Source organism: Neorhizobium sp. T25_27 (genome assembly GCF_002968565.1).
Taxonomy (GTDB): Bacteria; Pseudomonadota; Alphaproteobacteria; order Rhizobiales; family Rhizobiaceae; genus Neorhizobium; species Neorhizobium tomejilense.
In genome coordinates this window covers 1,208,302-1,232,542 of the sequence record NZ_PVBJ01000001.1, presented here as the reverse complement: position 1 = coordinate 1,232,542, position 24,241 = coordinate 1,208,302, and the positions used below count along the sequence as shown (strand labels likewise).

The following is a 24,241-nucleotide window of genomic DNA, read 5'->3' as shown; positions in this document are numbered from 1 at the left end:
CGGTTATCTCTCCCCTTGCGGGAGAGAAAGCAATTTCGAAATCTTAGCGTAGCTAAGTTTCAGAAATTGCAAGTGAGGGGGTAGGCGGCATATCTGGATTCTGGATCAGGCCATTACCATATTTGAGTTTTCGAAACGGGGGTTCTCATGGGTGTAGGTTGGATTGCGGCGATCATCATCGGCGGCCTGTCGGGCTGGCTCGCCGGCAAGCTGATGGATGTCCGCTTCGGCATTTTCATGAACATCGTGATCGGCATTGTCGGCGCGGTGCTCGCCAACGGCATCTTCAACAGGTTCAACATCCATGTTGCAGACGGATGGCTGGGTTACCTGGTTGCGGGTTTCATCGGCTCCTGCATTTTGCTATTTATCGCCAAACTCGTCAGGCGCTGACGGTAGCCGCGCTTTAAGCGGTTGAAAGCAGGTATCTATGGTCACCATTCTCGACACGATCGCATCCGGCGATGAAAAGCGCGTCCGTCATCCGGAAAAGGCGCATCGTCCCGATACCGAGATCATGCGCAAGCCGGAATGGATCCGCGTTCGTGCCCCGGTTTCCAAGGGTTATCAGGAAACCCGCGCGATCGTGAAGGAAAACAAGCTGGTGACGGTCTGCGAGGAAGCGGGCTGCCCCAATATCGGCGAGTGCTGGGACAAGAAGCACGCCACCTTCATGATCATGGGCGAGATCTGCACCCGCGCCTGCGCCTTCTGCAACGTGGCGACCGGCAAGCCGAACGCGCTCGACATGGAAGAGCCCGAAAACGTCGCCAAGGCCGTCAAGCAGATGGGCCTGTCCCACGTGGTCATCACCTCCGTCGACCGCGATGACCTGGCCGACGGCGGCGCCGAACATTTCGAGAAGGTGATCTGGGCGATCCGTGCCGCGTCGCCGGCAACGACGATCGAGATCCTGACACCCGACTTCCTGAAAAAGCCCGGTGCGCTGGAGCGCGTCGTCGCCGCCAAGCCAGATGTGTTCAACCACAATATGGAAACCGTGCCGGGTAACTATCTGACGGTGCGCCCCGGCGCCCGCTATTTCCACTCCGTCCGGCTGCTGCAGCGGGTGAAGGAGCTGGATCCGACCATGTTCACCAAGTCGGGCATCATGGTGGGGCTCGGCGAGGAGCGCAACGAAGTGCTGCAGCTGATGGACGATCTGCGCACCGCCGACGTCGATTTCCTGACGATCGGCCAGTATCTGCAGCCGACCCGAAAGCACCACAAGGTAGAAAGCTTCGTCACGCCGGAGGAGTTCAAGTCCTACGAGACTGTGGCCTATTCCAAGGGTTTCCTGATGGTGTCGTCCAGCCCGCTGACCCGGTCTTCGCATCACGCCGGCGACGATTTCGCTCGCCTCAAGGCTGCGCGCGAGAGGAAGGTCCTGGCCGCCGCCGAGTAGGGCGGCAGCCGGTTCCAGGCTTTTATTCGGCTGCCTGGATCTTTTCGCTCTTGTCCTGGCCGCGTCTTCGTTCGCGTAGAGTGAACCTGTGGCCGCGCGCTTCGGCCTTAGCCATTTCAATGAGATAGACGAGCATGGGGAGCTGGTTCATGTCTGCAAGCTGCTTTGCGGATTCGAGCAGCTTTATCATCTGCGAGAAATCGTCCATGGATGCCTCTTTCGGCTGCGCCCGGTCTGCTGTCGGTTGATTATACCAAATGTACGCACGCTTGCGACACAGGATCACTACAACCGGATGGATGCTACATTAAATCTTATTAAACTGAATGCCATCTGACATCAACAAATGACCGGTGGTTGAACCGGTCCCTCAGACGTCTGTGTCAAACCTCTGTCACAATCGCATTCGGCGATCTCTATAGCGCCGTCTGTTTGACATTGAAATCCTCCTGTCGTCATCGACGGTTACCGCCAGTCACGATACTGAGAGCCTGATTCACGGGAGAGCATGATGGATAGGGAATCTGGCGTGAATGCGATCCGTTACGTGGGAATTGCCGAAGCGGCAGACAAGTGGTTTGGCATCGCACGCGGCCGGAAAGCCGGTTCTGATGTTGAAATCGAGATCCGAGATGCGCGAGCTTCTTGATCTTATCGGACCGGACGCTTAACTCGGGAACATGCCAAAGTTTGAAATCCGCCGTCCCGTCAAGCACAGCGCTGAAAAGATGTACGCGCTCGTTGCCGATGTCGAAAAATATCCGCAATTCCTGCCGCTCTGCGAAGCGCTGACCGTACGTTCCTCCAAGGAGCGCGACGGCAAGACGCTTCTCGTGGCCGACATGACGGTCGGCTACAAGGCGATCCGAGAAACCTTCACCACCCAGGTGCTGCTCAACCCGGCCGAGCGGATCATCGACGTGAAATATATCGAGGGGCCGTTCAAATATCTCGACAACCGCTGGAGATTCGAACCGGCGGCGGACGGTTCGCCGAATGCATGCACAGTGCATTTCTACATCGATTACGAGTTCAAGAGCATGATCCTCGGCGCCCTGATGGGCTCGATGTTCGACCGCGCCTTCCGCATGTTCGCCGAAGCCTTCGAGACCCGGGCCGACAAGATCTACGCCTGAGCGGCCACCTCGATCAGCATTGCGAGCGCGGTACGCACCGTCGCAAGCCTGACCTCCGTGCGGCCGATATCGCCGTACCGCATTTCCCGGTGCAGGATTTTCCCCGAACGGCTTTTCGCAGCCAGATGCACCAGGCCGACCGGTTTTTCCGCTGATCCGCCGCCGGGACCGGCAATGCCGGTCACCGCAACCGCGACGCTCGCCTGCGAGCGATAAAGCGCGCCATGCACCATCTGCAGCGCGGTTTCCCTCGACACCGCCCCATGCGTCGCGAGCGTTGCGTCCGCCACCCCGAGCATGTCCACCTTCGCCTCGTTCGTGTAGGTGACGAAACCGCGATCGACGACGGCGGACGAGCCGGAAATCTCCGTCAGCGCCCCGGCGATCAGCCCGCCTGTGCAGGATTCGGCGGTCGCGACCATTTTTCCGCGCGCGGTGAAGTCTAAAATGATCCGCCTGGCCTGGTCCTCGATATCGGCGGGAAACAGGCTCACGCGGCGTCTCCGCGGTAAACGACGGTCGCCGTGGCGATCGCGGCGATGCCCTCGCGGCGGCCGATGAAGCCGATCTTCTCGTTGGTGGTCGCCTTGACCGAGCAGCGGTCGATCGAAATGCCGAGAATCGCGGAGAGGGTTTCGCGCATCGCCTGGCGGTGCGGTGCGATCTTCGGGGCTTCTGCGATCAACGAGATGTCGGCGTTCATGATCGTGCCGCCGCGTTCGCGGACGATCTTTGCCGCATGGTCGAGGAAGATCTTTGACGGTGCACCGCGCCACTGCATGTCGGACGGCGGAAAATGGTCGCCGATATCGCCGGCGCCGCAGGTCGCGAGCAGCGCATCGGTCAGGGCATGCAGCGCGACATCCGCATCCGAATGGCCGCTGAGCTTCTGGTCGTGTGGAATGAACACGCCGCAGAGCGTTACGCCGTCGCCGGGCTCCAGCTGATGCACGTCGTAACCGTTGCCGGTGCGGACATCGGGGAGGGTGGTCGAAGACCGGGTCTGCGAGAGCTTTTCGTCGGCCATGGCGATATCCCGCTTCACGGTGAGTTTGATATTGTCGATCGATCCTTCCACCAGCGTCACCGGCAGGCCGGCCCATTCGGCGATCGAGGCGTCATCGGTGAAATCCTCGCGGCGCAGTGCCGCCGCTTTTTCGTGGGCGGTGCGGATTTCGGAGAGAACAAAGCTCTGCGGCGTCTGCGCGGCATAAAGCCCGGCGCGCGGTACGGTTTCGTGTACCAGCCCGTCAGGACCGCCGCGCTTCAGCGTGTCGCTGACCGGAACGGCCGGCAGCACGCCGTCCTGCCCCTCGTCGAGCGCCTGCGCCACCCGCTCGAGCACGCCGTGGTCGATAAAGGGCCGCGCCGCATCGTGGATCATCACGTGGGTCGCCTCGGTGCCGGACAGGGCGCGCAGGCCTTCATAGACCGAGCGCTGCCGTGTTTCCCCGCCGAACGTGGTGATCAGCCCGGCCGCGCCCTTGACGCCGACGGTTGCCGCCGCGAACAACGCCTCGTCGTCCGGATGGATGACGACGACGATCGGGCCGCTGCGGGGCCAGGTCAGAAACCGCTCCAGCGTATGGGCGATGACCGGCTTGCTTCCGATCCGCCGATACTGTTTGGGGCCGTCCTCAGGGGAACCGGCACGTTCCCCGCGGCCGGCGGCGACGATGACGATACCGATTGTCTTGGGACCGATTGTCATGGCTTTGTCGTCCCCGACCCGTAATTCGTTTTGGATTGACAGGCGCAGAACTATAGGACCAAAAGCCTGAATTCCAGCATGGCGCTCAAAAATAACGCAGTTCCGGAATTGCTCTTGGCAAACGTCCGAGACATGAATAAAAATAGTGCAACTATCTCATGTGCCCGAAAGATCATCATTTGAGTTTCCAAGATCTTGCCAAGCCTTTTCAGATCGGGCCTGTCGCCATTCGCAATCGCGTCGTCCTGGCGCCGATGTCCGGCGTCACCGATCTGCCGTTCCGGCGGCTTGCCTGGCGCTATGGCGCCGGGCTCGTCGTGACGGAAATGGTCGCCAGCGGTGAACTCATTCTCAACCGCGGCGAATCATGGGCGCGGCTGAAGGGCGCCGGGATTTCGCCGCACATGGTGCAGCTCGCCGGCCGCGAGGCGCAGCCGATGGCGGAAGCCGCGAAAATCGCTGCCGATAACGGCGCCGATATCATCGACATCAACATGGGGTGTCCGGCCAAGAAGGTGACGGGCGGTTATTCGGGCTCGGCCCTGATGCGCGATCCGGATCACGCGCTTTCCATGATCGAAGCAACGGTCAACGCCGTCAACGTGCCGGTGACGCTGAAGATGCGGCTCGGCTGGGACGAAAATTCCATCAATGCGCCCGAGATCGCCCGCCGTGCGGAACAGGCCGGCATCCAGCTGGTGACCATCCACGGCCGCACCCGCATGCAGTTCTATGAGGGCAGGGCGGACTGGGATGCGATCCGCCAGGTGCGCGACGCGATCTCCATCCCGCTGATCGCCAATGGCGACGTCGAATCGCCCGAGGACGCTCAAGCTATCCTGGCGCGCTCCGGTGCCGATGCGGTCATGGTCGGCCGCGGCGCTCAGGGACGGCCCTGGCATGTCGGCTGGCTTGCTGGCCACGCCGCGCCGTCGCAGGCCGAGATCGCCGATCTGGTCATCGAACATTACGAGGCGATGCTGGAACTCTACGGCCGCGAGGCCGGTCTGCGCCATGCGCGAAAACAGCTCGGCTGGTATCTCGACCGCTTCGTGGCCGACCTGCCCGCCACAGAAAAGGCCGCCATCATGATTTCGAAAGACCCGGCCGATGTTTCGCGCCGGATGATTGCAGCGCTCGGCGGCCAACCCGTCGACGCTCAGAAGGAGGCCGCATGAGCAAGTCCCCGGCGCAGGATGCCACGATTGGCAACGCGCTCGCCATGGCTGTCCTCAACTCGGTGCAGAACCCGGTGATATTGGTCGATGCGGCAGGCAAGGTCGCGTTCGCGAACTGGGAGGCGGAGGCTTTCTTCGGCGCCAGCGCCCCTCATCTCGCCAAGAACAAGATCTCCACCTTCATCCCGTTCGGCAGCCCGCTTCTCGCCCTGATCGACCAGGTGCGCGAGCGTAAAGCGCCCGTCAACGAATACCGTGTCGACCTGTCTTCGCCGCGTCTCGGCCAGGACAAGCTGGTCGATCTCTATGTCGCGCCCGTGGTCAGCGAACCAGGCTCGGTGGTCGTCGTCTTCCAGGAGCGGTCCATGGCGGACAAGATCGACCGCCAGCTCACCCATCGCGCCGCCGCGCGTTCGGTGACGGGTCTGGCCTCCATGCTCGCCCACGAGATCAAGAACCCGCTCTCGGGCATCCGCGGCGCCGCCCAGCTTCTGGAAAGCGTCGTTCCCGACGACGACCGGGCGCTGACCCAGCTGATCTGCGACGAGACCGACCGGATCGTCTCGCTGGTCGATCGCATGGAAGTCTTCTCCGACGAACGGCCGGTCGATCGCATAGCCCTCAACATCCATTCGGTGCTCGATCACGTGAAGGCGGTCGCCAAGGCCGGCTTTGCGCGCAAGATCAAGATCTCCGAAATGTACGACCCGTCGCTGCCGCCGGTCTTTGCCAACCGCGACCAGCTGGTGCAGGTCTTCCTCAACCTCATCAAGAATGCGGCCGAAGCCGTCGGCGACCAGCCGGACGGCGAAATCATGCTGACCACCGCCTATCGCCCCGGCATCAAGCTTTCGGTCGCCGGCACCCGGGACAAGATTTCCCTGCCGCTCGAATTCTGCGTCATCGACAATGGGCCGGGCGTTCCGACCGATCTCGTGCCGCATCTTTTCGATCCCTTCATCACCACCAAGACGAACGGCTCCGGCCTGGGCTTGGCGCTGGTCGCCAAGATCATCGGCGGCCATGGCGGCATCGTCGAATGCGACAGCCAGGCGCGCCGGACGATATTCCGTGTTCTGATGCCCATGCACAAGGAAGAGGCCATGGACGGCCGCGCCTTGAACTCCACAGGAAACGTAAAATGACTGCCACGATCCTTGTCGCCGACGACGACGCGGCCATCCGCACCGTTCTGAACCAGGCCTTGACCAGGGCAGGCTACGAAGTGCGCATCACCTCCAATGCCGCCACCCTGTGGCGCTGGATTTCGGCCGGTGAGGGGGATCTCGTCGTCACCGACGTGATCATGCCGGACGAGAACGCCTTCGACCTTCTGCCGCGCATCAAGAAAGCGCGACCCGAGCTCCCGGTGCTCGTCATGAGCGCCCAGAACACCTTCATGACGGCCATCAAGGCCTCGGAAAAGGGGGCCTACGACTACCTGCCGAAACCGTTCGACCTGACCGAGCTGATCGCCATCATCGGCCGGGCGCTCGCCGAGCCGAAGCGCAAGCCCGCCCGCCTCGACGACGACATGCAGGATGGCATGCCGCTCGTCGGCCGCTCTGCCGCCATGCAGGAAATCTACCGGGTCCTGGCCCGTCTGATGCAGACCGACCTGACGCTGATGATCACCGGTGAGTCCGGCACCGGCAAGGAACTCGTCGCCCGCGCGCTCCATGACTATGGCAAGCGGCGCAACGGTCCGTTCGTGGCGATCAACATGGCCGCCATCCCGCGCGACCTGATCGAATCGGAACTTTTCGGCCATGAGAAGGGCGCGTTCACCGGCGCCCAGAACCGCTCCACCGGCCGCTTCGAGCAGGCCGAGGGCGGAACTCTTTTCCTCGACGAGATCGGCGACATGCCGATGGACGCCCAGACGCGTCTGCTGCGCGTCCTGCAGCAGGGCGAATACACGACCGTCGGCGGCCGTACGCCCATCCGTACCGACGTCCGCATCGTCGCGGCCACCAACAAGGATTTGAAGCACCTGATCAACCAGGGCCTCTTCCGCGAGGACCTCTATTACCGCCTCAACGTCGTGCCGTTGCGCCTGCCGCCCTTGCGTGACCGTGCCGAGGACATTCCGGACCTCGTTCGCCACTTCATGCAGATGGCCGAGAAGGAGGGGCTGGATGCCAAGCGTTTCGACAGCGAGGCGCTGGATCTGATGAAGGCCTATGCCTGGCCGGGCAACGTGCGCGAGCTGGAAAACCTCGTTCGCCGACTGATGGCGCTTTATCCACAGGAGGTCATCAGCCGCGAGATCATCGAATCGGAGCTGCGCTCGGATGTTCCCGACAGCCCGATCGACAAGATGGGTACCCGCAGCGGCTCGCTCACCATCGCGCAGGCCGTGGAAGAAAACATGCGCAGCTATTTCGCGAGCTTCGGCGAAAACCTGCCGCCGCCGGGTCTCTACGATCGCGTCCTGACGGAGCTGGAATATCCGCTCATCCTGGCGGCGCTGACGGCCACCCGCGGCAACCAGATCAAGGCGGCCGATCTCCTCGGCCTCAACCGCAACACGCTTCGCAAGAAGATCCGGGAACTGGGCGTCTCGGTCTATCGCAGCTCTCGTGGCGCTTGATGGTTAGTTTGTTCCCGACTGCTTGACAGCTTCCGCTCATCGTTGCATTTTCGCCACATTGCGTTGCTTAAAGGTCACGCAGGGTTTGGTGAATGCTCGACGGAGTGGCGGCCGTCGATGGGGGTAGGCCAGCCCTTTTCTGGAAAGTGGCTGTCGCTTCGCCCGGTCTGACCGGGTTGGATCGATCTCCCGCGAGGGTTTTGGGGATCGGAGTGGATTCGATGACGGAAGGCGTAACAGCGCCGATGGCCGAAGACGAGCCAGCGGTGTCAGTGCAGGATCGGCGCGCGTCGTTTGCGCTCCCCGGCCTTCTGCTCGCCGGCGGAGCCTTGATCTGCGCGTCGGTGACGCTGTTCATCCTGCTCGGCCTGACGCCGATCGCCCCGACCACCAATGTCGTGATCGCCTCGGCTGCGCTGAATTCGCTTTTCATCCTCGGCCTGATGTATCTGATCGCCCGCGAGATCGTCCGGCTGGTGAAGGCGCGCAACCGCGGCCGTGCCGCCGCCCGCCTGCATGTCCGCATCGTCGTGTTGTTCTCGATCGTGGCGATTACGCCGGCGGTTCTGGTGGCGATTTTCGCGAGCCTCACGCTCAATGTCGGCCTTGACCGCTGGTTCTCGCTGCGGACGCAGTCGATCGTGCAGTCGTCCCAGGACGTCGCCCGCGCCTATATGCTCGAGAATGCCAGCTATCTTCAGGGCCAGACCGTGTCGATGTCGAACGACCTCGAGCGAAACCGGCCGATGTTCTATCTCGACCGTACGGGGTTCGTGGACCTGATGACCCGCCAGGCACGGGGTCGCGGGATGCTCGGAGCCTTCCTGGTGCGCGAGGACGGTCAGGCGATCGTCCAGGCGGACATCAAGACGGAAAAGCCGTTGCCGGCGATCCCGGAGGATGCGCTGAAAACGGCGGCGGCCGGCCAGCCGACGCTGATCCCGCCAGGCGTCACCAACCTCGTTGGCGCCGTCATCAAGCTCGACGCCATTCCCGGCTCCTATCTCTATACGATCCGCGCCGTCGACCCGAAGGTCATCTCGGCGATGCGGCTGATGGAGGAGAACACCGCCGAATACCAGGCGATGGAAGCCGGCCGCACATCGCTGCAGATCGCCTTTGCGGTGCTCTATCTCGGTTTCGCGCTGATCGTGCTGCTCGCGGCGATCTGGACGGCGATCGCGGTCGCCGACCGCATCGTCCGGCCGATCCGGCTGCTGATCAGCGCCGCCGACAGCGTGGCGACCGGCAATCTCAATGTCGTCGTGCCGGTGCGCGCCGCCGACGGTGACGTCGGCAGCCTGTCGCGCACTTTCAACAAGATGATTTCGGAGATCCGCAGCCAGCGCGACGAGATCCTCGAGGCCAAGGATGAAGTCGACGACCGTCGCCGGTTCATCGAGGCGGTGCTGTCCGGCGTCACCGCCGCCGTCATCGGCGTCGAGGAAGACCGCCGCATTACCATCGTCAATCCGTCGGCGGAGCATTTCCTCGGCGTTCCCGCCGAACAGCTGATGGGCGAGAAGCTTGAGGATGTCGCGCCCGAGATCGACCACGTCCTGACCGAGGCGCGCACCAGAGCGCGCGGCGAATTCCGCAAGCAGGTGAACCTGATCCGCGGCGGCAAGGAGCGGACGCTGTCGGTTCAGGTCACCCGCGAGGAGCAGCGCGCCGCACACGACAGCTATGTGGTGACGCTCGACGATATCACCGATCTTGTCATTGCCCAGCGTTCGACCGCCTGGGCGGACGTTGCCCGCCGCATCGCCCACGAGATCAAGAACCCGCTCACTCCGATCCAGCTTTCGGCCGAACGCCTCAAGCGTCGCTACGGCAAGCAGATCGCCGAGGACGACCGCGCCGTCTTCGACCAGTGCACCGATACGATCGTGCGCCAGGTCGGCGATATCGGCCGCATGGTCGATGAATTCTCCTCCTTTGCCCGCATGCCGAAACCCGCCAAGGAAGAGGCCGATCTGCGCGATATCCTGCGCGATGCGATCTTCCTGCGCGAGATGGGCACGACCCATGTGGATTTCATCCGCGAGCTTGGCGACGAGCCGCTGAAGGGCATGTTCGATGCGCGCATGCTCGGCCAGGCCTTCGGCAACCTCATCAAGAACGCCGTCGAGGCGATCGAGGCGGTCCCGAGCGATCAGGAACGCGACGGCCGCAAGGTCAAGGTGCGCTCGGTCTACGACGCGGAGCGCGACACCTATGTGGTCGACATCATCGACAACGGCAGCGGCCTGCCGACCGAGAACCGGCATCGCATCCTCGAGCCATACATGACCATGCGCGACAAGGGCACGGGTCTGGGGCTCGCCATCGTCAAGAAGATCATTGAAGAACACGGCGGGCAGCTCGAACTGCACGATGCCCCCGCCGATTTCGATCATGGCAAGGGCGCCATGATCAGGGTGCTGCTGCCGCATCTGGAACAGGTGGCGGTGCCGGGAACGGATAATAACAAGGAATTGGCTTATGGCGTCTGATATTCTGGTCGTAGATGACGAGGCGGATATCCGCGATATCGTTTCAGGTATTTTGTCCGATGAGGGCCATGAAACCCGCACGGCCCACGACAGCGACAGCGCGCTGGCAGCGATATCCGATCGCGTGCCGCGGCTGGTTTTCCTGGATATCTGGATGCAGGGCTCCAGGCTCGACGGCCTGGCGCTGCTCGACGAGGTCAAGAGCCGGCATCCCGAATTGCCCGTCGTGATGATCTCCGGTCATGGCAATGTCGAGACCGCCGTCTCGGCGATCAAGCGCGGCGCCTTCGACTTCATCGAAAAGCCGTTCAAGGCCGACCGGCTGATCCTGATCGCCGAGCGGGCGCTCGAAAACTCCAAGCTGAAGCGCGAGGTGACCGAACTCAAGAAGCGCACCGGCGACGCGGCCGAGCTGGTCGGCACGTCGGTTGCCGTCTCGCAGCTTCGCCAGACGATCGAGAAGGTCGCGCCCACCAACAGCCGCGTGATGATCCTCGGCCCCTCTGGCTCCGGCAAGGAACTGGTGGCGCGGATGATCCACAAGCGGTCGTCTCGCGTGACCGGTCCGTTCGTGGCGCTGAACGCTGCGACGATCACGCCCGATCGCATGGAGATGGCACTGTTCGGCACGGAAGGTGCTCCGGGCCAGGCGCGCAAGATCGGCGCACTGGAAGAGGCCCATCGCGGTATCCTCTATCTCGACGAAGTCGGCGAAATGCCGCGCGAGACGCAGAACAAGATCCTTCGCGTGCTTGTGGATCAACAGTTCGAGCGCGTCGGCGGTTCGAAGCGCGTCAAGGTCGATGTCCGCATCATTTCTTCGACCGCCTACAATCTCGAAAGCCTGATCGCCGACGGTTCGTTCCGCGAGGACCTGTACCATCGTCTCGCCGTCGTGCCGGTCAAGGTGCCGGCGCTGGCCGAGCGCCGCGAGGACATTCCTTTTCTGGTCGACATGTTCATGCGCCAGATTTCCGAACAGGCCGGAATCCGCCCCCGCAAGATCGGCGAGGATGCCATGGCCGTCCTGCAGGCCCACGACTGGCCGGGCAATATCCGCCAGCTGCGCAACAATATCGAACGGCTGATGATCCTTGCCCGTTCCGATGGTCCGGATTCGCCGATTTCCGCCGACATGCTGCCGACCGATCTCGGCGACATGCTGCCGAAGGTTTCGGCCAAGGGCGACTACCACATCATGACGCTGCCGCTGCGCGAGGCCCGCGAAATGTTCGAGCGCGACTACCTGATCGCCCAGATCAACCGTTTCGGAGGCAACATTTCCCGCACCGCGGAATTCGTCGGCATGGAGCGCTCGGCACTCCACCGCAAGCTCAAATCGCTCGGTGTTTGACATATGAAGGTGATCATCTGCGGCGCGGGACAGGTGGGCTACGGCATTGCCGAGCGGCTCGCCCAAGAGGACAATGATGTCTCCGTCATCGATACCTCGGCGACGCTGATTGCTGCGATCACCGAGACGCTCGACGTCAAGGGTTACGTCGGCCACGGCGCTCATCCGGACGTGCTGGAAAAGGCGGGCGCCAAAGACGCCGACATGATCATCGCGGTGACGCTCTATGACGAGGTCAACATCGTTGCCTGCGAAGTCGCGCACGCCCTGTTTTCTGTGCCCACCAAGATCGCCCGCATCCGCGCCCAGAACTATCTGAAGCCGGAATATGCCGACCTCTTCAGCCGCCAAAACATGTCGATCGACGTGACGATCTCGCCGGAAATCGAGGTCGGCAAGATGGTGCTGCGGCGCATTTCCTTTCCCGGCGCCACCGATGTTGTAAAGTTCGCCGACGATCACATCACCATGGTGGCGATCGAGTGCATGGAGGACTGCCCCGTCGTCGCCACGCCCCTGCACCAGCTCTCTGATCTCTTTCCGGACCTGATGGCAACCGTGGTCGGCATCGTCCGGGGCGGCGTCCTGACCGTTGCCCGCTCCGCCGATGAGCTCGAAGTCGGCGATCTCGCCTATGTCATCTGCCAGCGCGAACACATCCGCCGCACGCTCGGCCTGTTCGGCCACGAGGAGCAGGAGGCCCGCCGCATCGTCATCGCCGGCGGCGGCAATATCGGATATTACGTCGCCCGCACTATCGAGGAACACCAGCCGAGGACGCGGCTGAAGATCATCGAGAGCGACCGCGAGCGGGCGCTGGTCGTCTCCGAGCAGCTGCGCAATACGATCGTGCTGCACGGTTCGGCGCTCGACCAGAACATCCTCACCCAGGCCGATATCCAGGATACCGACCTGATGATAACCCTCACCAACAGCGACCAGATCAACATCCTCGGCGCGGTCCTGGCGAAATCGCTCGGCTGCAAGTCGAACCTGGTGCTGATCAACTCCACCTCGTTCCATCAGGTCACCGACGCGCTCGGCATCGATGCGCAGATCAATCCGCGTGCGGTGACGATCTCGCGCGTGCTGCAGCACGTCCGCAAGGGCCGTATCCGTTCCGTCTATGCGGTGCAGAACGGCGCTGCCGAGATTATCGAGGCCGAGGCGCTCGAAACCTCGCCGCTGGTCGGCCGGCCGTTCCGTGAACTCGACCTGCCGGACGGCATCCGTGTCGGCGCGATCTACCGCGGCGAGACCGTCATCCGCCCCAACGGCGACACCAAGATCAAGGCGCGCGACCGGGTCGTGCTCTTTGCCACCGCCGAAGCCGTGCGTCATGTGGAGCAGCTTTTCCGCGTCTCCATCCAGTATTTCTGACCAGCATTTCCGAAAAGAGCAGGGGATATCGATGTCGAGAATTGCCTATGTGAACGGACAATATGTTCGCCATTCCGACGCCGCGGTGCATGTGGAGGATCGCGGCTTCCAGTTCGCAGACGGCGTCTACGAAGTCTGCGAAGTGCGCCACGGCATGATCGTCGACCTGACCCGCCACCTCAACCGCCTCGACCGGTCGCTGGGTGAACTGAGGATGGCCGCGCCGATGGGCCGCGCGGCGCTCACCTTCGTCATCCGCGAAGTTCTCCGCCGCAACCGGGTGAAGAACGGCATCTTCTATCTGCAGGTAACCCGCGGTGCCGCCCGCCGCGACCACTACTTCCCCGCCGAGGGCACGCCGCCGACCATCACGATCACCGCCAAGAGCACGGATCCCTCGGCCGCCGCCAAAAAATATGCCAGTGGTATCAAGGTCATCACCCTGCCTGAGAACCGCTGGGACCGCGTCGACATCAAGACGGTCGGTCTGCTGCCGAACGTGCTTGCCAAGCAGCAGGCGAAGGAGGCCGGTGCTCAGGACGCTATCTTCATCGACCGTTCCGGCATCGTCATGGAAGGTGCCTCCTCGAACGTCTGGATCGTCACGCGGGATGGCGAACTGGTTACCCGGCCGGCCGAACACGGCATTCTCAAGGGAATCACCCGCACGACCCTCATCGATGTCGCCAAAAAGCTCGGGCTCAAGGTGGTCGAGCGCGAGTTCAAGACGGAAGAGATGCTGGCGGCGCGCGAGGTATTTTTCACCTCCGCCACCGGGATCTGCGTCCCGATCGTCGAAATCGACAACAAGCCGGTGGCCAATGGCCATCCGGGCACGGTATCGTCAAGTATACGCGACACCTTTTTCGACGTTGCGGAAAAGACGGCGATTTGATAGTCAAACATCGGGGAAGGGAAAGCACGGGGCGCTTTCCGCTTGTCTTTTATCAAGCTTGATCATGATCCGGCTCCGGGCCGGCAAAAAAGAAAGAAGCGGCGCTATGGCGGAACGTTCTCAGAACCTGCAGGATTTATTTCTTAATACCGTTCGCAAGCAGAAGATTTCCCTGACGATTTTCCTGATCAACGGGGTCAAGCTGACAGGTGTCGTGACCTCTTTCGACAACTTCTGCGTCCTGCTTCGCCGTGACGGCCACTCTCAGCTCGTGTATAAGCACGCGATCTCGACCATCATGCCGGGCCAGCCCATGCAGATGTTCGAAACCGAAGAGAACGCGGCCTAACAGGACAGAACAGATTTCAAATCGCGATACGTCTAAAGAATCCATGGTCCCGGAGGCTGAAAAGCGCCGGGACGATATGCGCGCACTCGTCATCGTGCCGGTCCTCAAGCAGGCACGGTCGAAGGCGGGGCAGGGCGACTCTAGCCAGGCACCCGCGCCGCAGCGCTCCAACGAAGCCCGCCTCGAAGAGGCGATCGGCCTTGCCAAGGCGATCGACCTCGAGATCGTGCAGGGGCTGATCGTACCGATCAGCCAGCCGCGCCCAGGAACGCTGATGGGCAGCGGCAAGATAGAGGAAATCAAGGCGCTGCTCGACCAGCACGACGCCGGCCTCGTCATCGTCGATCATCCGCTGACCCCGGTGCAGCAGCGCAATCTCGAAAAGGAATGGCAGGCCAAGGTCATCGACCGGACCGGCCTGATCCTCGAGATCTTCGGCCGCCGCGCTTCCACGAAGGAAGGCACGCTGCAGGTCGATCTGGCGCATCTCAATTACCAGAAGGGCCGCCTGGTCCGCAGTTGGACCCACCTTGAACGCCAGCGCGGTGGTGCCGGCTTCATGGGCGGCCCCGGCGAAACCCAGATCGAGGCCGACCGCCGGCTGCTTCAGGAACGCATCGTCAAGCTGGAGCGCGAGCTCGAACAGGTCGTGCGTACCCGCCAGCTTCACCGCGCCAAGCGCCGCAAGGTGCCGCACCCGATCGTGGCGCTGGTCGGTTATACCAATGCCGGCAAGTCGACGCTGTTCAACCGCATCACCGGCGCCGGCGTGCTTGCCGAGGACATGCTGTTTGCGACGCTCGATCCGACGCTGCGCCGCATGAAGCTGCCGCATGGCCGCACGGTGATCCTCTCCGATACGGTCGGCTTCATCTCTGATCTGCCGACCCATCTGGTCGCCGCCTTCCGCGCCACGCTGGAAGAGGTGCTGGAGGCCGATCTCGTCCTGCATGTGCGCGACATGTCCGACCCGGACAATGCCGCCCAAGCCGGCGACGTCATGCGCATCCTTGCCGATCTCGGCATCGACGAGAAGGAAGCGGCCGCCCGCATCATCGAGGTTTGGAACAAGATCGACCGGCTCGACCCGGAAGCCCATGAGGCGATCGCCGAACGCGCCGTCGGCCGCGAGAACGTCATGGCGGTCTCGGCGATCACGGGCGAGGGCGTCGAGCCCCTGATGGACGAGATCTCGAAACGTCTCTCCGGCGTGCTCACCGAAACCTCGATCACCATCCCGCCGGAAAAGCTCGGCCTCGTCTCCTGGGTCTACAGCAATTCCGTCGTCGACGGCCGCGAGGACAACGAGGACGGCTCCGTCACCCTGGATGTCCGCATGTCCGAGGCCGAGGCAGCCGAACTGGAGCGCAAGCTCGGCAATGGCCTAAAACCGGACAAGGAAGACTGGGAACGATAGGAGCGCTCTGGGCGCGACTTCGGCAACCGCCGGCAGCGTCATGATGTTGCCGGTTTTTTGCGGTGCAACATGAGCCGACGAGGACGGCCACGATTCTTGCGGTATTATCATCCGCGGGCCAGCAAAAACGGGTTTCGCGATGATACAAAATCCACCGAGGGAAGAGACCGGAGCACACCTGGACTACCTGGATGGGTGGAGAGGTATTGCGGTACTCTTCGTGATAGTGGGCCATTTCTGGATCGATGATTTCTGGCCTGGCGTCAGTACCTTCGGGGTGGACCTGTTTTTCGTTCTGTCCGGGCGGTTGATGTCGGAAATTCTGTTCGTCAAGCGGGCAGAACTGCCGACCTTCTTTTTCAGGCGTTTCTCAAGAATTTATCCGGCGCTCTTCGCGTTCGTCGTCATCACGACCCTTGCCTTCCAGGGCACCGAGATTTCGCACGGCCCTGTCGCGGCATTGCTGGCGCTGACGTTCACGATCAACTACGCGATGGTCTATACCCATCCGGTGGCGTTGCTTGATCACCTATGGTCGCTATGCGTCGAAGAACATGCCTATGTTCTTCTGGCGGGCGTCGCCTTCCTGTCGCGCCGCAGACTGTTTCCGGTCGGGGCTCTGATCGTCGCACTCGGCGCTGCGGCCATGCTGAACGGCATCATCCGCACGGAACTCGGCGCAAGCGTTCTCTATACCCACTGGCGCAGCGACGTCTCCGTGGCAGGCATATTCATTGCCGGCGGTCTCTGGCTGTTCCTGCGCAACCGCCAGGCTCCCTGGTGGGTTTCGCCGCTGGCGCTGCTGGTTGCGGTCGTGGCGAAGGGGATGCCGTTTCACGTCCTCTCCTTCGGCCTGTCGACCGTCATGCTGGCACTATCGATCACCACGATCGACAGCGCGGCGCCGGTGTTCCGCAAGATGCTGTCGGCCAAGGTGCTCACCTATGCCGGACTGTGGTCCTATTCGCTTTATCTATGGCAGCAGCCCTTCTACAAGCTTTACCGCGAGGGCGCGGCACCGACCCCAATACTGCTTCTGGCCGCCGTGGCGACCGCACTGGCGAGCTTCTACCTCGTGGAGAAACCCTCACGGAGGGCGCTCAACCGCCTTTTCCAGGGCCGGGCGGCAAGACTCGCGGCCACCGAGCGGATAGCCTGATAACTCGGCGCTCCGTTCTGCGCTGCGGGTGACGCCAATTCTTCGGGATCGGGAGCGGTTGCCTCCCTGCCGCTTGCGGGATGGATATATCCGCCAGGCAGTGTGGCCTCTTAAGCTACACGGACGCAGGAAACGTAGTTTCCTGCGACTTGGAAATGAGACGCCGCATGGACCTTGGCTAAGGTGCGAAGATCACGTTCGAAGACAGTCTTCAAGCGCCGGCCCCTGGGAACATTCCCGGCAAATACGTCCCGTCTTCCTGAAGCTCCATGGACCGTTCCTGAAGCCAGAACAGATATTCGGTAGCCGAGGTCGTCGTTCTGTCGCCATAGCCTGCCTGAAACGGATATTTGTCCGCCTCGCCGCTGCGGATCAGCAGGCTGATATAGTCGATCCGGGGTCTGATATCTTCCTTGAGAAGGGTCGCAACGTTGACCTCGTTGATCACGTTGTTCTTCACGACAGGGGCGTAGAGATCGGGATTTGTTTCGCTCCGCGCCCGCAGGTCGGCAAGCTCCTGCGCTGCGTTCGTCTTGAGCGCCGCGAGATCGGCCATCATTTCCGCGGTTGGCTCGATTAGAATGCCCCTTGCAATGAGCTCCTCTCTCGACAGGGCAAAAACCCAGCCCACCCCCTGCGGTCCCGGTTTCCATATTTCCGGATCAGGCGTCCAGCCGGAATGATCCTGGTTTTTCAGCTCCTCGATCGTAACGAAATTGACCTGCATTTCTCTTCTGGTGCGCATTCTCTGTTGCGCAAGCCGTTCACTCACCAGACCGTCCAATTGGCCACTCGCTTCCAAGGATCGCGCGAGCTTCAGCTTCTCCTCATCGGACCAGGGCCCGGGCGCCACGAGGGCCGCCTTGGCTTTCAGAGCTTCTTCCGGGTCGTCGATACCCTCCCGTAATCGCGCTTTGAGGACTTCCGCCGTTTCGATCCGCTGTTCGTCCGCAACGAGCTCCTCCTCGCTGTAGCGATTAAATGCCGCCTCCATGAGGGCGGCTTTCAGCTCGTTCTGCGAGGCACCGTTCGCGATTGCAGCATTGACTTTCTGATCTCTTTCTTCGCGAGATTGAGCGGAAGCGGACGGTGGCGGCGAACGGAGGTTCTGCCGATAATCGGTCGTCGCTGTAAACAAAGCTGTCAAGGCAACCAATGGATCGTCCTCCTGCGTGAAATGGTGGCGCCGGTGATTCCAGCGCCACTACCCTAGATGGAAACAACTTGCGCGAGACTTGACTCCATTTCCCGTTGCCGTGCGGAATCCTTCCGAATAACCCATCACGCGCCCAGAAATATCCGGTCGACAAACAACTTTATGCCCAATGCCACCCGATCGAATGCTGCTTGTCCAAGCTCAAACAGTTTCGCCGCGTTGCCACGAGATATGATAAAGACTGCCCGTAACTATCGAGCCGTGATCGCGCTCGCCGTAACAATCTTATGACTCAAATAAAGCTCCACACCTCCTAGCCGATCTGCCGCTCGATCGCCTTTGCCGCCTGCCAGAGCTCTTCCATGCGTTCCAGTGTGGCAGCTTCCAGCGTCTCATTCGATTGTTGAAGAGATGTTTCTATGTAATTGAACCGGCGCCTGAATTTTGTATTCGTGCCGCGAAGCGCCTCTTCCGGATCGGCTTTCACATGCCGGCCGATATTGACCAGCGCGAAGATGAGATCGCCGAGTTCGTCGGTAACCTTGTCCTGGTTTCCGTCGCGCAGAGCCTCGCGCAGTTCCCCGATCTCCTCCTCGATCTTGTCGAGGATCGGTTCGGCCGCCGACCAGTCGAAGCCGACCTTTGCCGCCCGCTGCTGCAGCTTCAGCGCCTCGGTCAGAGCCGGCTGGGCGCGGTGGACGCTTCCAAGGTATCCGAGCTTGAAATCCTCGGTAATGCCGCGATGCGCCCGCCGTTCGGCCCGCTCGCGCTTCTCCTCAGTCTTGATGTCGTCCCACTGCACTTTCACCGCGTCCGGCGTCGCGGCATCCGAGACGGCGAAGACATGCGGATGCCGGCGGATCATCTTTTTGGTGATCGCCTGGACGACGTCGCCAAAGGAAAATTCGCCGGCTTCCTCGGCCATGCGGGCGTGGAAGACCACCTGCAGCAGCAGGTCGCCCAGTTCCTCGCAGAGGTCGTCCATGTCGTTGCGCTCGATCGCATCGGCGACCTCATAGGCCTCCTCGATCGTATAGGGCTTGATGGTCGAAAAATTCTGTTCGAGGTCCCAGGGGCAGCCGGTGACGGGTGTCCTGAGCGCCGCCATGATCTCGATCAGCCGCGAAATATCCTTCGATGCTTCCATCATCTTGTCCTTCAATGCCGGATGTCAGGCGAGCGGAATGGTGTTTTTGTCCTTGCCGGACTGGTAGACGCCGGAAAGCCCGTCATATCGGGCTTTGATCCGGCTGGTCTGGGTCTTGAGACCGGCACGGAGCGGCTCGTCTTCGCTCTCGACCAGATCGGCAATTGCGTAGGAATGCCAGAAGGCATTGTTGCGCCGGTAACCGCCGGGCTCCAGGCCGAAAACCTCTTTGAGGATCTTCAGGTCATGCGGGATGGCGAAGGCGTCGCGCGAATCCTCGTGGCTGAAAAAATAATAGAAATTGTCGAAACCGGCCCAGGTGATCGCCGACATGCACATCGTGCAGGGTTCGTGAGTCGACAGGAAAATCAGGTCTTTGGTGGGAAGATCTCGTGTGGTTTCGTAAAAGCGCTTCAGCGTGTGCACTTCACCGTGCCACAGCGGATTTTCGAGCTCATTGTTGGTTTCGGCAATCACCAGTGACAGATCGGATTTCTTGAGGATCGCCGCGCCGAAAACCTTGTTGCCGGTGGCGACGCCCTTTTCCGTCAGGGGCAGAATGTCGTTTTCGATGACGTCGAGAAGGCGGGCGGCGATTGTCATGGGAACTCTTTATTGCAAGGTGTCTAGGCAGTTTATGGCGCGGAACGAAAGGATCGGGGCAAAAAAACACTGTAGTCTACAGAAATACTGGAGAAATATCGTCTGCGGTGGCTTTTGCTCAAGAACCGGTTGATCGTAAAACAGAAATACCGGCTCCCAATCCACTTCGCATATCCATTCCTTCAATTCCGCCGTCTTATTGTGGATATTGCTGTCATATGATTCAGGATACCCGCATGTCTCCAAGCCAACAACGCCTGTCGGTCTTTCCGGCTTTCTTCCGCGTCAGCGGACGGAGCGTTGTCGTGTTCGGCAATGGCGACGAAGCCTATGCCAAGGCCCGGCTGCTGCGCAACACCGATGCGGACATCGTTGCTTACGTCTCGGCACCTGATCGGGACTATGCCGGCTGGCTGGCCGCTCAGGATATTGAAACCGTTCATTCGGATTTTTCGCCGGATCATCTCGCAGATCAGGTCAAGGGCGCCGTGATGGTGTTTGCCGCCACCGGCGATGCCGCGCTGGATCGTGCGATCGTCACTGCCGCCCGCGCCGAAAAGGTACCCGCCAATGCGGTCGATCAGCCGGATTTCTGCGATTTTTATACACCGGCCCTCGTCAACCGCGCACCGGTCGCCATCGCCATCGGCACGGAAGGTGCCGGACCGGTGCTCGCCCAGATGATCCGCGCCCGCATCGACCAGATGCTGTCGCCGTCGCTCGGCGTTCTCGCCCGTCTGGCCGCTGAATATCGCGATGCCGCCGAACGTTTGGTGCCGCGCGGCGTATCGCGCCGGATCTTCTGGCGCCGCTTCTTCTCGGCCGATGTCGCAAGTGCCGTCGATGCCAACGATATCGCCACCGCCCGCCGCTCGGCCAATGCGCTGCTGTCGACCACCGGTCGCGCCGCGGGCCATGTCTGGCTGGTCGGCGCCGGCCCGGGCGCCGAGGACCTTTTGACGCTGCGTGCCCAGCGCGTGCTGATGGAAGCCGATGCGATCGTCTTTGACGCGCTGGTGCCGCAGGCGATCGTCGACATGGGCCGCCGCGATGCCGAGCGCCTGTCGGTCGGCAAGCGCAAGAACTGCCATTCGAAATCCCAAGACGAGATCAACAGGCTGCTGGTCACGCTCGGCCGCGAAGGCAAGCGCGTCGTCCGCCTCAAGTCCGGCGATCCGCTGGTCTATGGCCGCGCCGGCGAGGAAATGGCGGCGCTCCGTGACGCCGGTGTGACTTACGAGATCGTACCGGGCATCACCTCCGCCTTTGCCGCAGCTGCCGATTTCGAGCTGCCGCTGACGCTGCGCGGCGTCGCCTCGTCGCTGATCTTTACCACCGGCCATGACCTGACCGGCGACGTTCTGCCCGACTGGGCAAGCCTTGCGATTTCCGGCGCGACGATCGCCGTCTATATGGGCCGCACGGTTGCCGCCTCCGTCGCCGAACGCCTGATGGGCGCTGGCCTTGCCCCGGAAACCACCGTCGCCGTGATCGAGAATGCCAGCCGCCCCGACCGCCGGCTTTTCCACGGCGTTCTTCGCGAACTGCCGGACCTGGAAGCCCGCGACGATCTTTCCGGCCCGGTCATGGTGATCATCGGCGAAGCCGTCGCCGGTGCGAATTTCGAAAAGTCCGAACCGCTTTCCTATGGTAAGATGCCGGTTCGCGAGGAAATGGAACAGACAAGATGACCGACAAGGTTTTGACCGCCAACCGCCTTTCCGATGGCATCGCCGTCTGGCTCGACGCGAACGGCCAGTGGGTGGAAAACCTGCAGGACGCGATCGTCGCGCGCCATCCCGAGGCCGTGGCCTCGCTGGAAGCGATCGGCAAGCGCGATTTTGCGCAGAACCTGGTTGTTGACGTCGCTGTCATCGACGTGCAGGAGCAGGACGGCAAGCTCTGGCCGCTGCGTCTTCGCGAACGTATTCGTGCCCAGGGCCCGACCATGGAATATGCTGCCGGTTACCGCCCCGCCGATCCGGCCTTCATCGCAGTTTGAGGAAGTCATGTACCGTTACGACGAATTCGACCACGCTTTTGTTTCGAGCCGCGTGGAGCAGTTCCGCGATCAGGTCGGCCGCCGCCTCGCCGGTGAACTGGCCGAGGACGCGTTCAAGCCGCTGCGCCTGATGAACGGGGTCTACCTCCAGCTTCACGCCTACATGCTGCGCGTCGCGATCCCCTACGGGACGCTGAACGGCAAGCAGATGCGGATGCTCGCCCATATCGCACGCAAATACGACCGCGGTTACGGGCATTTCACCACCCGCCAGAACATCCAGTACAACTGGCCGAAACTCTCCGATACACCGGATATCCTGGCCGAGCTCGCAAGCGTCGAGATGCATGCGCTGCAGACCTCGGGCAACTGCATCCGCAACGTCACCGCCGACCATTTCGCCGGTGCTGCCGCCGACGAAGTCGCCGATCCCAGGCCTTACGCCGAGATCCTGCGCCAGTGGTCGTCGGTCCACCCGGAATTCTCTTATCTGCCCAGAAAGTTCAAGATCGCCGTCACCGGCGCCGAGCGCGACCGCGCCGCGATCCAGGTGCACGATATCGGCCTGCACCTGAAGAAGAACGAGGAAGGCCAGATCGGTTTTGCCGTCTATGTCGGCGGCGGGCAGGGCCGTACCCCGATGATCGCCAAGAAGATCAAGGATTTCCTCCCCGAGGAAGACCTGCTCTCCTACACGACCGCGATCATGCGCGTGTACAATCTGCATGGCCGCCGCGACAACAAGTACAAGGCGCGCATCAAGATCCTCGTCCACGAGACCGGCGCCGAGGAACTGGCCCGCCAGGTGGAGGAGGAATTCTCCCATCTGCAGGGCACCGAGCTGAAGCTGCCGGAGAAAGACATCCAGGCGATCGCCGCCTATTTCGCGCCGCCGGCTCTTCCCGACCGCGCCGAAGGCTGGCCGCAGCTCGCCGGCTGGAAAAAGACCGACGAAAATTTCGCCCGCTGGGTCGACCAGAACGTCAAGCCGCACAAACATCCTGACTACGGCATGGTGACCATTTCCCTGAAGCCGATCGGTGGCATTCCGGGCGACGCTTCCGACGTGCAGATGGATGCGATCGCCGATCTGGCGGAAGAGTTCGCCTTCGACGAGATCCGCATCAGCCACGAGCAGAACGTCATCCTGCCGCATGTGGCGCTGGCCGATCTCGAGCCGCTCTACCGGGCGCTGGTCGCCCATAATCTCGCGACCGCCAATGCCGGGCTGATCACCGACATCATCGCCTGTCCCGGCTTGGACTATTGCGCGCTGGCGAATGCCCGTTCGATCCCGCTGTCGCAGGAGATCTCCACCCGCTTCGGTGCGCCGGAGCGCCAGGCCGAGATCGGCGAGCTGAAGATAAAAATTTCCGGCTGCATCAATGCCTGCGGCCATCACCATGTCGGTCATATCGGCCTGCTGGGCGTCGAGAAGAAGGGCGCCGAGCTCTACCAGATCACGCTCGGCGGTTCCGGCGACGAGAACACCTCGATCGGCGAGATCATCGGCCGCGGCTTCGAGCCGAACAAGGTGACCGACGCGGTCGAGACGATCGTCGACACCTATCTCGGTCTTCGCACCTCGAAGGAGGAAACCTTCCTCGAAGCCTATCGCCGCGTCGGGCCGCAGCCGTTCAAGGAAGCGCTCTATGGCGATGCCAAGGCGGAGGCTGCGTAAATGACCCAGGAACCAAGACTCTGGAGAGAAACCGGCTTCGTCGAAAACGACCCCTGGGTGATCGAGACCGAGGAGGTGAAGGCGACCGAGGACCAGAAGGCGCTGCTGCCGCTCGACGAGATGATCGCGCGGGCCGAGGAGAGCAACGATGTCGGCCTCGGCGTGCTGATCCGCCCGGCGGACGACGTGCGCAAGCTCGAACCCTATCTCTACCGCATCGAGGTCGTCGCGGTGGATTTCCCGGCCTTCAACGACGGCCGTGCCTTTTCGCATGCCTCGCTGTTGCGCGACCGGCTCGGCTACAGGAATGAGTTGCGCGCGGTCGGCGACGTGCTGATCGACCAGGTGCCGCTGATGCTGCGCTGTGGCATCGACAGCTTTTCGGTGAAGAACGCCACGGCGCTGAAGCGGCTCGAGGAGGGCCGGCTGCCGGGCATCGCCGAACACTACCAGCCGACGGCCCGCCCCGCCGAAAAGGGCGAGGGCTATAGCTGGCGGCGCCGCACCGTGACGGCCTGAAGCCGGGGACGACCGGCCGAAAGGTGAATTTCCCGCACATATTTTCCGGAAGGCCCGCGAC

The 24,241-nt window shown here is 62.1% G+C and carries 24 protein-coding genes and 1 pseudogene; 19 read left to right on the top strand and 6 right to left on the bottom strand.

What is annotated here, in order from left to right:
• Nucleotides 1-147 precede the first annotated feature (147 nt).
• Both C5J24_RS06120 and lipA read left to right on the top strand, forming a co-directional pair.
• Nucleotides 148-393 carry a GlsB/YeaQ/YmgE family stress response membrane protein gene (locus tag C5J24_RS06120; protein ID WP_105416327.1) on the top strand — a complete coding sequence of 82 codons (246 nt, stop codon included), beginning with the start codon at nt 148-150 and terminating at the stop codon, nt 391-393.
• A 37-nt stretch (nt 394-430) separates the two neighbouring features.
• Complete coding sequence (gene lipA, locus C5J24_RS06115) at nt 431-1,405, top strand: lipoyl synthase (protein ID WP_037087242.1); 975 nt, start codon at nt 431-433, stop codon at nt 1,403-1,405.
• A 22-nt stretch (nt 1,406-1,427) separates the two neighbouring features.
• Here the strand turns inward: lipA and C5J24_RS06110 are convergent, their stop codons facing one another.
• The gene (locus C5J24_RS06110) at nt 1,428-1,613 is read right to left on the bottom strand and encodes a hypothetical protein (RefSeq protein ID WP_037087239.1); all 186 of its coding nucleotides are present in this window, start codon (nt 1,611-1,613) and stop codon (nt 1,428-1,430) included.
• Nucleotides 1,614-1,913: 300 nt separating this feature from the next.
• On the opposite strand from C5J24_RS06110, the gene C5J24_RS31755 reads away from it, so the two are divergent.
• Complete coding sequence (locus C5J24_RS31755; protein WP_172723855.1) at nt 1,914-2,054, top strand: hypothetical protein; 141 nt, start codon at nt 1,914-1,916, stop codon at nt 2,052-2,054.
• 31 nt (nt 2,055-2,085) lie between these two features.
• A complete protein-coding gene (locus C5J24_RS06105; RefSeq protein WP_105416325.1) occupies nt 2,086-2,541 on the top strand; it encodes a type II toxin-antitoxin system RatA family toxin in 456 nt (151 codons plus the stop codon).
• Here C5J24_RS06105 and C5J24_RS06100 read toward each other — a convergent pair.
• Both C5J24_RS06100 and C5J24_RS06095 read right to left on the bottom strand, forming a co-directional pair.
• Nucleotides 2,532-3,035 (bottom strand): CinA family protein, encoded by a 504-nt coding sequence (locus C5J24_RS06100; protein ID WP_105416323.1) that lies wholly within the window; start codon nt 3,033-3,035, stop codon nt 2,532-2,534. The genes C5J24_RS06105 and C5J24_RS06100 overlap by 10 nt on opposite strands.
• Entirely contained in the window at nt 3,032-4,252 is a 1,221-nt protein-coding gene (locus tag C5J24_RS06095) for a bifunctional 2-C-methyl-D-erythritol 4-phosphate cytidylyltransferase/2-C-methyl-D-erythritol 2,4-cyclodiphosphate synthase (RefSeq protein ID WP_105416321.1), read from the bottom strand. Before C5J24_RS06095 ends, C5J24_RS06100 begins: the two co-directional genes overlap by 4 nt.
• A gap of 158 nt (nt 4,253-4,410) precedes the next feature.
• Here C5J24_RS06095 and dusB point away from each other — a divergent pair, with 158 nt between their 5' ends.
• The 10 genes from dusB to C5J24_RS06045 all read left to right on the top strand — a co-directional run bounded on the left by dusB (nt 4,411) and on the right by C5J24_RS06045 (nt 17,072).
• Complete coding sequence (gene dusB / locus C5J24_RS06090) at nt 4,411-5,430, top strand: tRNA dihydrouridine synthase DusB (protein ID WP_105416319.1); 1,020 nt, start codon at nt 4,411-4,413, stop codon at nt 5,428-5,430.
• On the top strand, nt 5,427-6,575 hold the full coding sequence (locus C5J24_RS06085; RefSeq protein WP_105401267.1) for a nitrogen regulation protein NR(II): 1,149 nt from the start codon (nt 5,427-5,429) through the stop codon (nt 6,573-6,575). Before dusB ends, C5J24_RS06085 begins: the two co-directional genes overlap by 4 nt.
• Nucleotides 6,572-8,023, top strand: a complete 1,452-nt coding sequence (gene ntrC / locus C5J24_RS06080) for a nitrogen regulation protein NR(I) (protein WP_037087225.1) — start codon at nt 6,572-6,574, stop codon at nt 8,021-8,023. Before C5J24_RS06085 ends, ntrC begins: the two co-directional genes overlap by 4 nt.
• A gap of 221 nt (nt 8,024-8,244) precedes the next feature.
• Nucleotides 8,245-10,518 (top strand): PAS domain-containing sensor histidine kinase, encoded by a 2,274-nt coding sequence (locus C5J24_RS06075; protein ID WP_105416317.1) that lies wholly within the window; start codon nt 8,245-8,247, stop codon nt 10,516-10,518.
• Nucleotides 10,508-11,872, top strand: coding sequence for a sigma-54 dependent transcriptional regulator (locus C5J24_RS06070; RefSeq protein ID WP_105416315.1), 1,365 nt, complete (start codon nt 10,508-10,510; stop codon nt 11,870-11,872). The genes C5J24_RS06075 and C5J24_RS06070 overlap by 11 nt, the downstream gene beginning before the upstream one ends.
• A gap of 3 nt (nt 11,873-11,875) precedes the next feature.
• A complete protein-coding gene (gene trkA / locus C5J24_RS06065; protein WP_105416313.1) occupies nt 11,876-13,252 on the top strand; it encodes a Trk system potassium transporter TrkA in 1,377 nt (458 codons plus the stop codon).
• Nucleotides 13,253-13,283: 31 nt separating this feature from the next.
• Nucleotides 13,284-14,147 (top strand): D-amino-acid transaminase, encoded by an 864-nt coding sequence (locus tag C5J24_RS06060; RefSeq protein ID WP_105416311.1) that lies wholly within the window; start codon nt 13,284-13,286, stop codon nt 14,145-14,147.
• 106 nt (nt 14,148-14,253) lie between these two features.
• Nucleotides 14,254-14,496, top strand: a complete 243-nt coding sequence (hfq, locus tag C5J24_RS06055; protein WP_007757453.1) for an RNA chaperone Hfq — start codon at nt 14,254-14,256, stop codon at nt 14,494-14,496.
• A gap of 43 nt (nt 14,497-14,539) precedes the next feature.
• Nucleotides 14,540-15,913 (top strand): GTPase HflX, encoded by a 1,374-nt coding sequence (hflX, locus tag C5J24_RS06050; RefSeq protein WP_205836921.1) that lies wholly within the window; start codon nt 14,540-14,542, stop codon nt 15,911-15,913.
• A 139-nt stretch (nt 15,914-16,052) separates the two neighbouring features.
• Entirely contained in the window at nt 16,053-17,072 is a 1,020-nt protein-coding gene (locus tag C5J24_RS06045; protein ID WP_105401271.1) for an acyltransferase, read from the top strand.
• A gap of 211 nt (nt 17,073-17,283) precedes the next feature.
• On the opposite strand, the gene C5J24_RS06040 is transcribed toward C5J24_RS06045, so the two are convergent.
• Nucleotides 17,284-18,228 (bottom strand): hypothetical protein, encoded by a 945-nt coding sequence (locus C5J24_RS06040; protein WP_172723853.1) that lies wholly within the window; start codon nt 18,226-18,228, stop codon nt 17,284-17,286.
• Between the two features lie 107 nt (nt 18,229-18,335).
• Between C5J24_RS06040 and C5J24_RS06035 the strand changes: the two are divergent.
• Nucleotides 18,336-18,519, top strand: a pseudogene (locus C5J24_RS06035) (IS5/IS1182 family transposase); the annotation flags it as partial.
• A 22-nt stretch (nt 18,520-18,541) separates the two neighbouring features.
• Here the strand turns inward: C5J24_RS06035 and mazG are convergent.
• On the bottom strand, nt 18,542-19,375 hold the full coding sequence (mazG, locus tag C5J24_RS06030; protein ID WP_105416699.1) for a nucleoside triphosphate pyrophosphohydrolase: 834 nt from the start codon (nt 19,373-19,375) through the stop codon (nt 18,542-18,544).
• Between the two features lie 24 nt (nt 19,376-19,399).
• Nucleotides 19,400-19,978, bottom strand: coding sequence for a deaminase (locus C5J24_RS06025; RefSeq protein WP_105416309.1), 579 nt, complete (start codon nt 19,976-19,978; stop codon nt 19,400-19,402).
• Nucleotides 19,979-20,214: 236 nt separating this feature from the next.
• On the opposite strand from C5J24_RS06025, the gene cysG reads away from it, so the two are divergent.
• The 4 genes from cysG to C5J24_RS06005 are packed head-to-tail and all read left to right on the top strand — an operon-like array spanning nt 20,215 to nt 24,180.
• A complete protein-coding gene (cysG, locus tag C5J24_RS06020; protein ID WP_105416697.1) occupies nt 20,215-21,669 on the top strand; it encodes a siroheme synthase CysG in 1,455 nt (484 codons plus the stop codon).
• The gene (locus C5J24_RS06015) at nt 21,666-21,980 is read left to right on the top strand and encodes a DUF2849 domain-containing protein (RefSeq protein ID WP_105401274.1); all 315 of its coding nucleotides are present in this window, start codon (nt 21,666-21,668) and stop codon (nt 21,978-21,980) included. Before cysG ends, C5J24_RS06015 begins: the two co-directional genes overlap by 4 nt.
• Before the next feature lie 7 nt (nt 21,981-21,987).
• Nucleotides 21,988-23,661, top strand: coding sequence for a nitrite/sulfite reductase (locus tag C5J24_RS06010; RefSeq protein ID WP_105416307.1), 1,674 nt, complete (start codon nt 21,988-21,990; stop codon nt 23,659-23,661).
• Complete coding sequence (locus C5J24_RS06005) at nt 23,662-24,180, top strand: DUF934 domain-containing protein (protein WP_105416305.1); 519 nt, start codon at nt 23,662-23,664, stop codon at nt 24,178-24,180. It begins immediately after the preceding gene.
• The last annotated feature ends 61 nt before the right edge of the window (nt 24,181-24,241 follow it).

What these genes read in the sequence shown, in the direction of transcription:
- C5J24_RS06075 (WP_105416317.1), top strand. Translation starts at nt 8,245, where the DNA reads ATGACGGAAGGCGTAACAGCGCCGATGGCCGAAGACGAGCCAGCGGTG.
- C5J24_RS06015 (WP_105401274.1), top strand. Translation starts at nt 21,666, where the DNA reads ATGACCGACAAGGTTTTGACCGCCAACCGCCTTTCCGATGGCATCGCC.
- C5J24_RS31755 (WP_172723855.1), top strand. Translation starts at nt 1,914, where the DNA reads ATGATGGATAGGGAATCTGGCGTGAATGCGATCCGTTACGTGGGAATT.
- ntrC (WP_037087225.1), top strand. Translation starts at nt 6,572, where the DNA reads ATGACTGCCACGATCCTTGTCGCCGACGACGACGCGGCCATCCGCACC.
- C5J24_RS06045 (WP_105401271.1), top strand. Translation starts at nt 16,053, where the DNA reads ATGATACAAAATCCACCGAGGGAAGAGACCGGAGCACACCTGGACTAC.
- trkA (WP_105416313.1), top strand. Translation starts at nt 11,876, where the DNA reads ATGAAGGTGATCATCTGCGGCGCGGGACAGGTGGGCTACGGCATTGCC.
- hfq (WP_007757453.1), top strand. Translation starts at nt 14,254, where the DNA reads ATGGCGGAACGTTCTCAGAACCTGCAGGATTTATTTCTTAATACCGTT.
- dusB (WP_105416319.1), top strand. Translation starts at nt 4,411, where the DNA reads ATGTGCCCGAAAGATCATCATTTGAGTTTCCAAGATCTTGCCAAGCCT.
- C5J24_RS06060 (WP_105416311.1), top strand. Translation starts at nt 13,284, where the DNA reads ATGTCGAGAATTGCCTATGTGAACGGACAATATGTTCGCCATTCCGAC.
- C5J24_RS06010 (WP_105416307.1), top strand. Translation starts at nt 21,988, where the DNA reads ATGTACCGTTACGACGAATTCGACCACGCTTTTGTTTCGAGCCGCGTG.
- C5J24_RS06085 (WP_105401267.1), top strand. Translation starts at nt 5,427, where the DNA reads ATGAGCAAGTCCCCGGCGCAGGATGCCACGATTGGCAACGCGCTCGCC.
- C5J24_RS06110 (WP_037087239.1), bottom strand. Translation starts at nt 1,613, where the DNA reads ATGGACGATTTCTCGCAGATGATAAAGCTGCTCGAATCCGCAAAGCAG.
- C5J24_RS06105 (WP_105416325.1), top strand. Translation starts at nt 2,086, where the DNA reads ATGCCAAAGTTTGAAATCCGCCGTCCCGTCAAGCACAGCGCTGAAAAG.
- C5J24_RS06005 (WP_105416305.1), top strand. Translation starts at nt 23,662, where the DNA reads ATGACCCAGGAACCAAGACTCTGGAGAGAAACCGGCTTCGTCGAAAAC.
- C5J24_RS06070 (WP_105416315.1), top strand. Translation starts at nt 10,508, where the DNA reads ATGGCGTCTGATATTCTGGTCGTAGATGACGAGGCGGATATCCGCGAT.
- mazG (WP_105416699.1), bottom strand. Translation starts at nt 19,375, where the DNA reads ATGGAAGCATCGAAGGATATTTCGCGGCTGATCGAGATCATGGCGGCG.
- hflX (WP_205836921.1), top strand. Translation starts at nt 14,540, where the DNA reads ATGGTCCCGGAGGCTGAAAAGCGCCGGGACGATATGCGCGCACTCGTC.
- C5J24_RS06095 (WP_105416321.1), bottom strand. Translation starts at nt 4,252, where the DNA reads ATGACAATCGGTCCCAAGACAATCGGTATCGTCATCGTCGCCGCCGGC.
- cysG (WP_105416697.1), top strand. Translation starts at nt 20,215, where the DNA reads ATGTCTCCAAGCCAACAACGCCTGTCGGTCTTTCCGGCTTTCTTCCGC.
- C5J24_RS06025 (WP_105416309.1), bottom strand. Translation starts at nt 19,978, where the DNA reads ATGACAATCGCCGCCCGCCTTCTCGACGTCATCGAAAACGACATTCTG.
- C5J24_RS06120 (WP_105416327.1), top strand. Translation starts at nt 148, where the DNA reads ATGGGTGTAGGTTGGATTGCGGCGATCATCATCGGCGGCCTGTCGGGC.
- lipA (WP_037087242.1), top strand. Translation starts at nt 431, where the DNA reads ATGGTCACCATTCTCGACACGATCGCATCCGGCGATGAAAAGCGCGTC.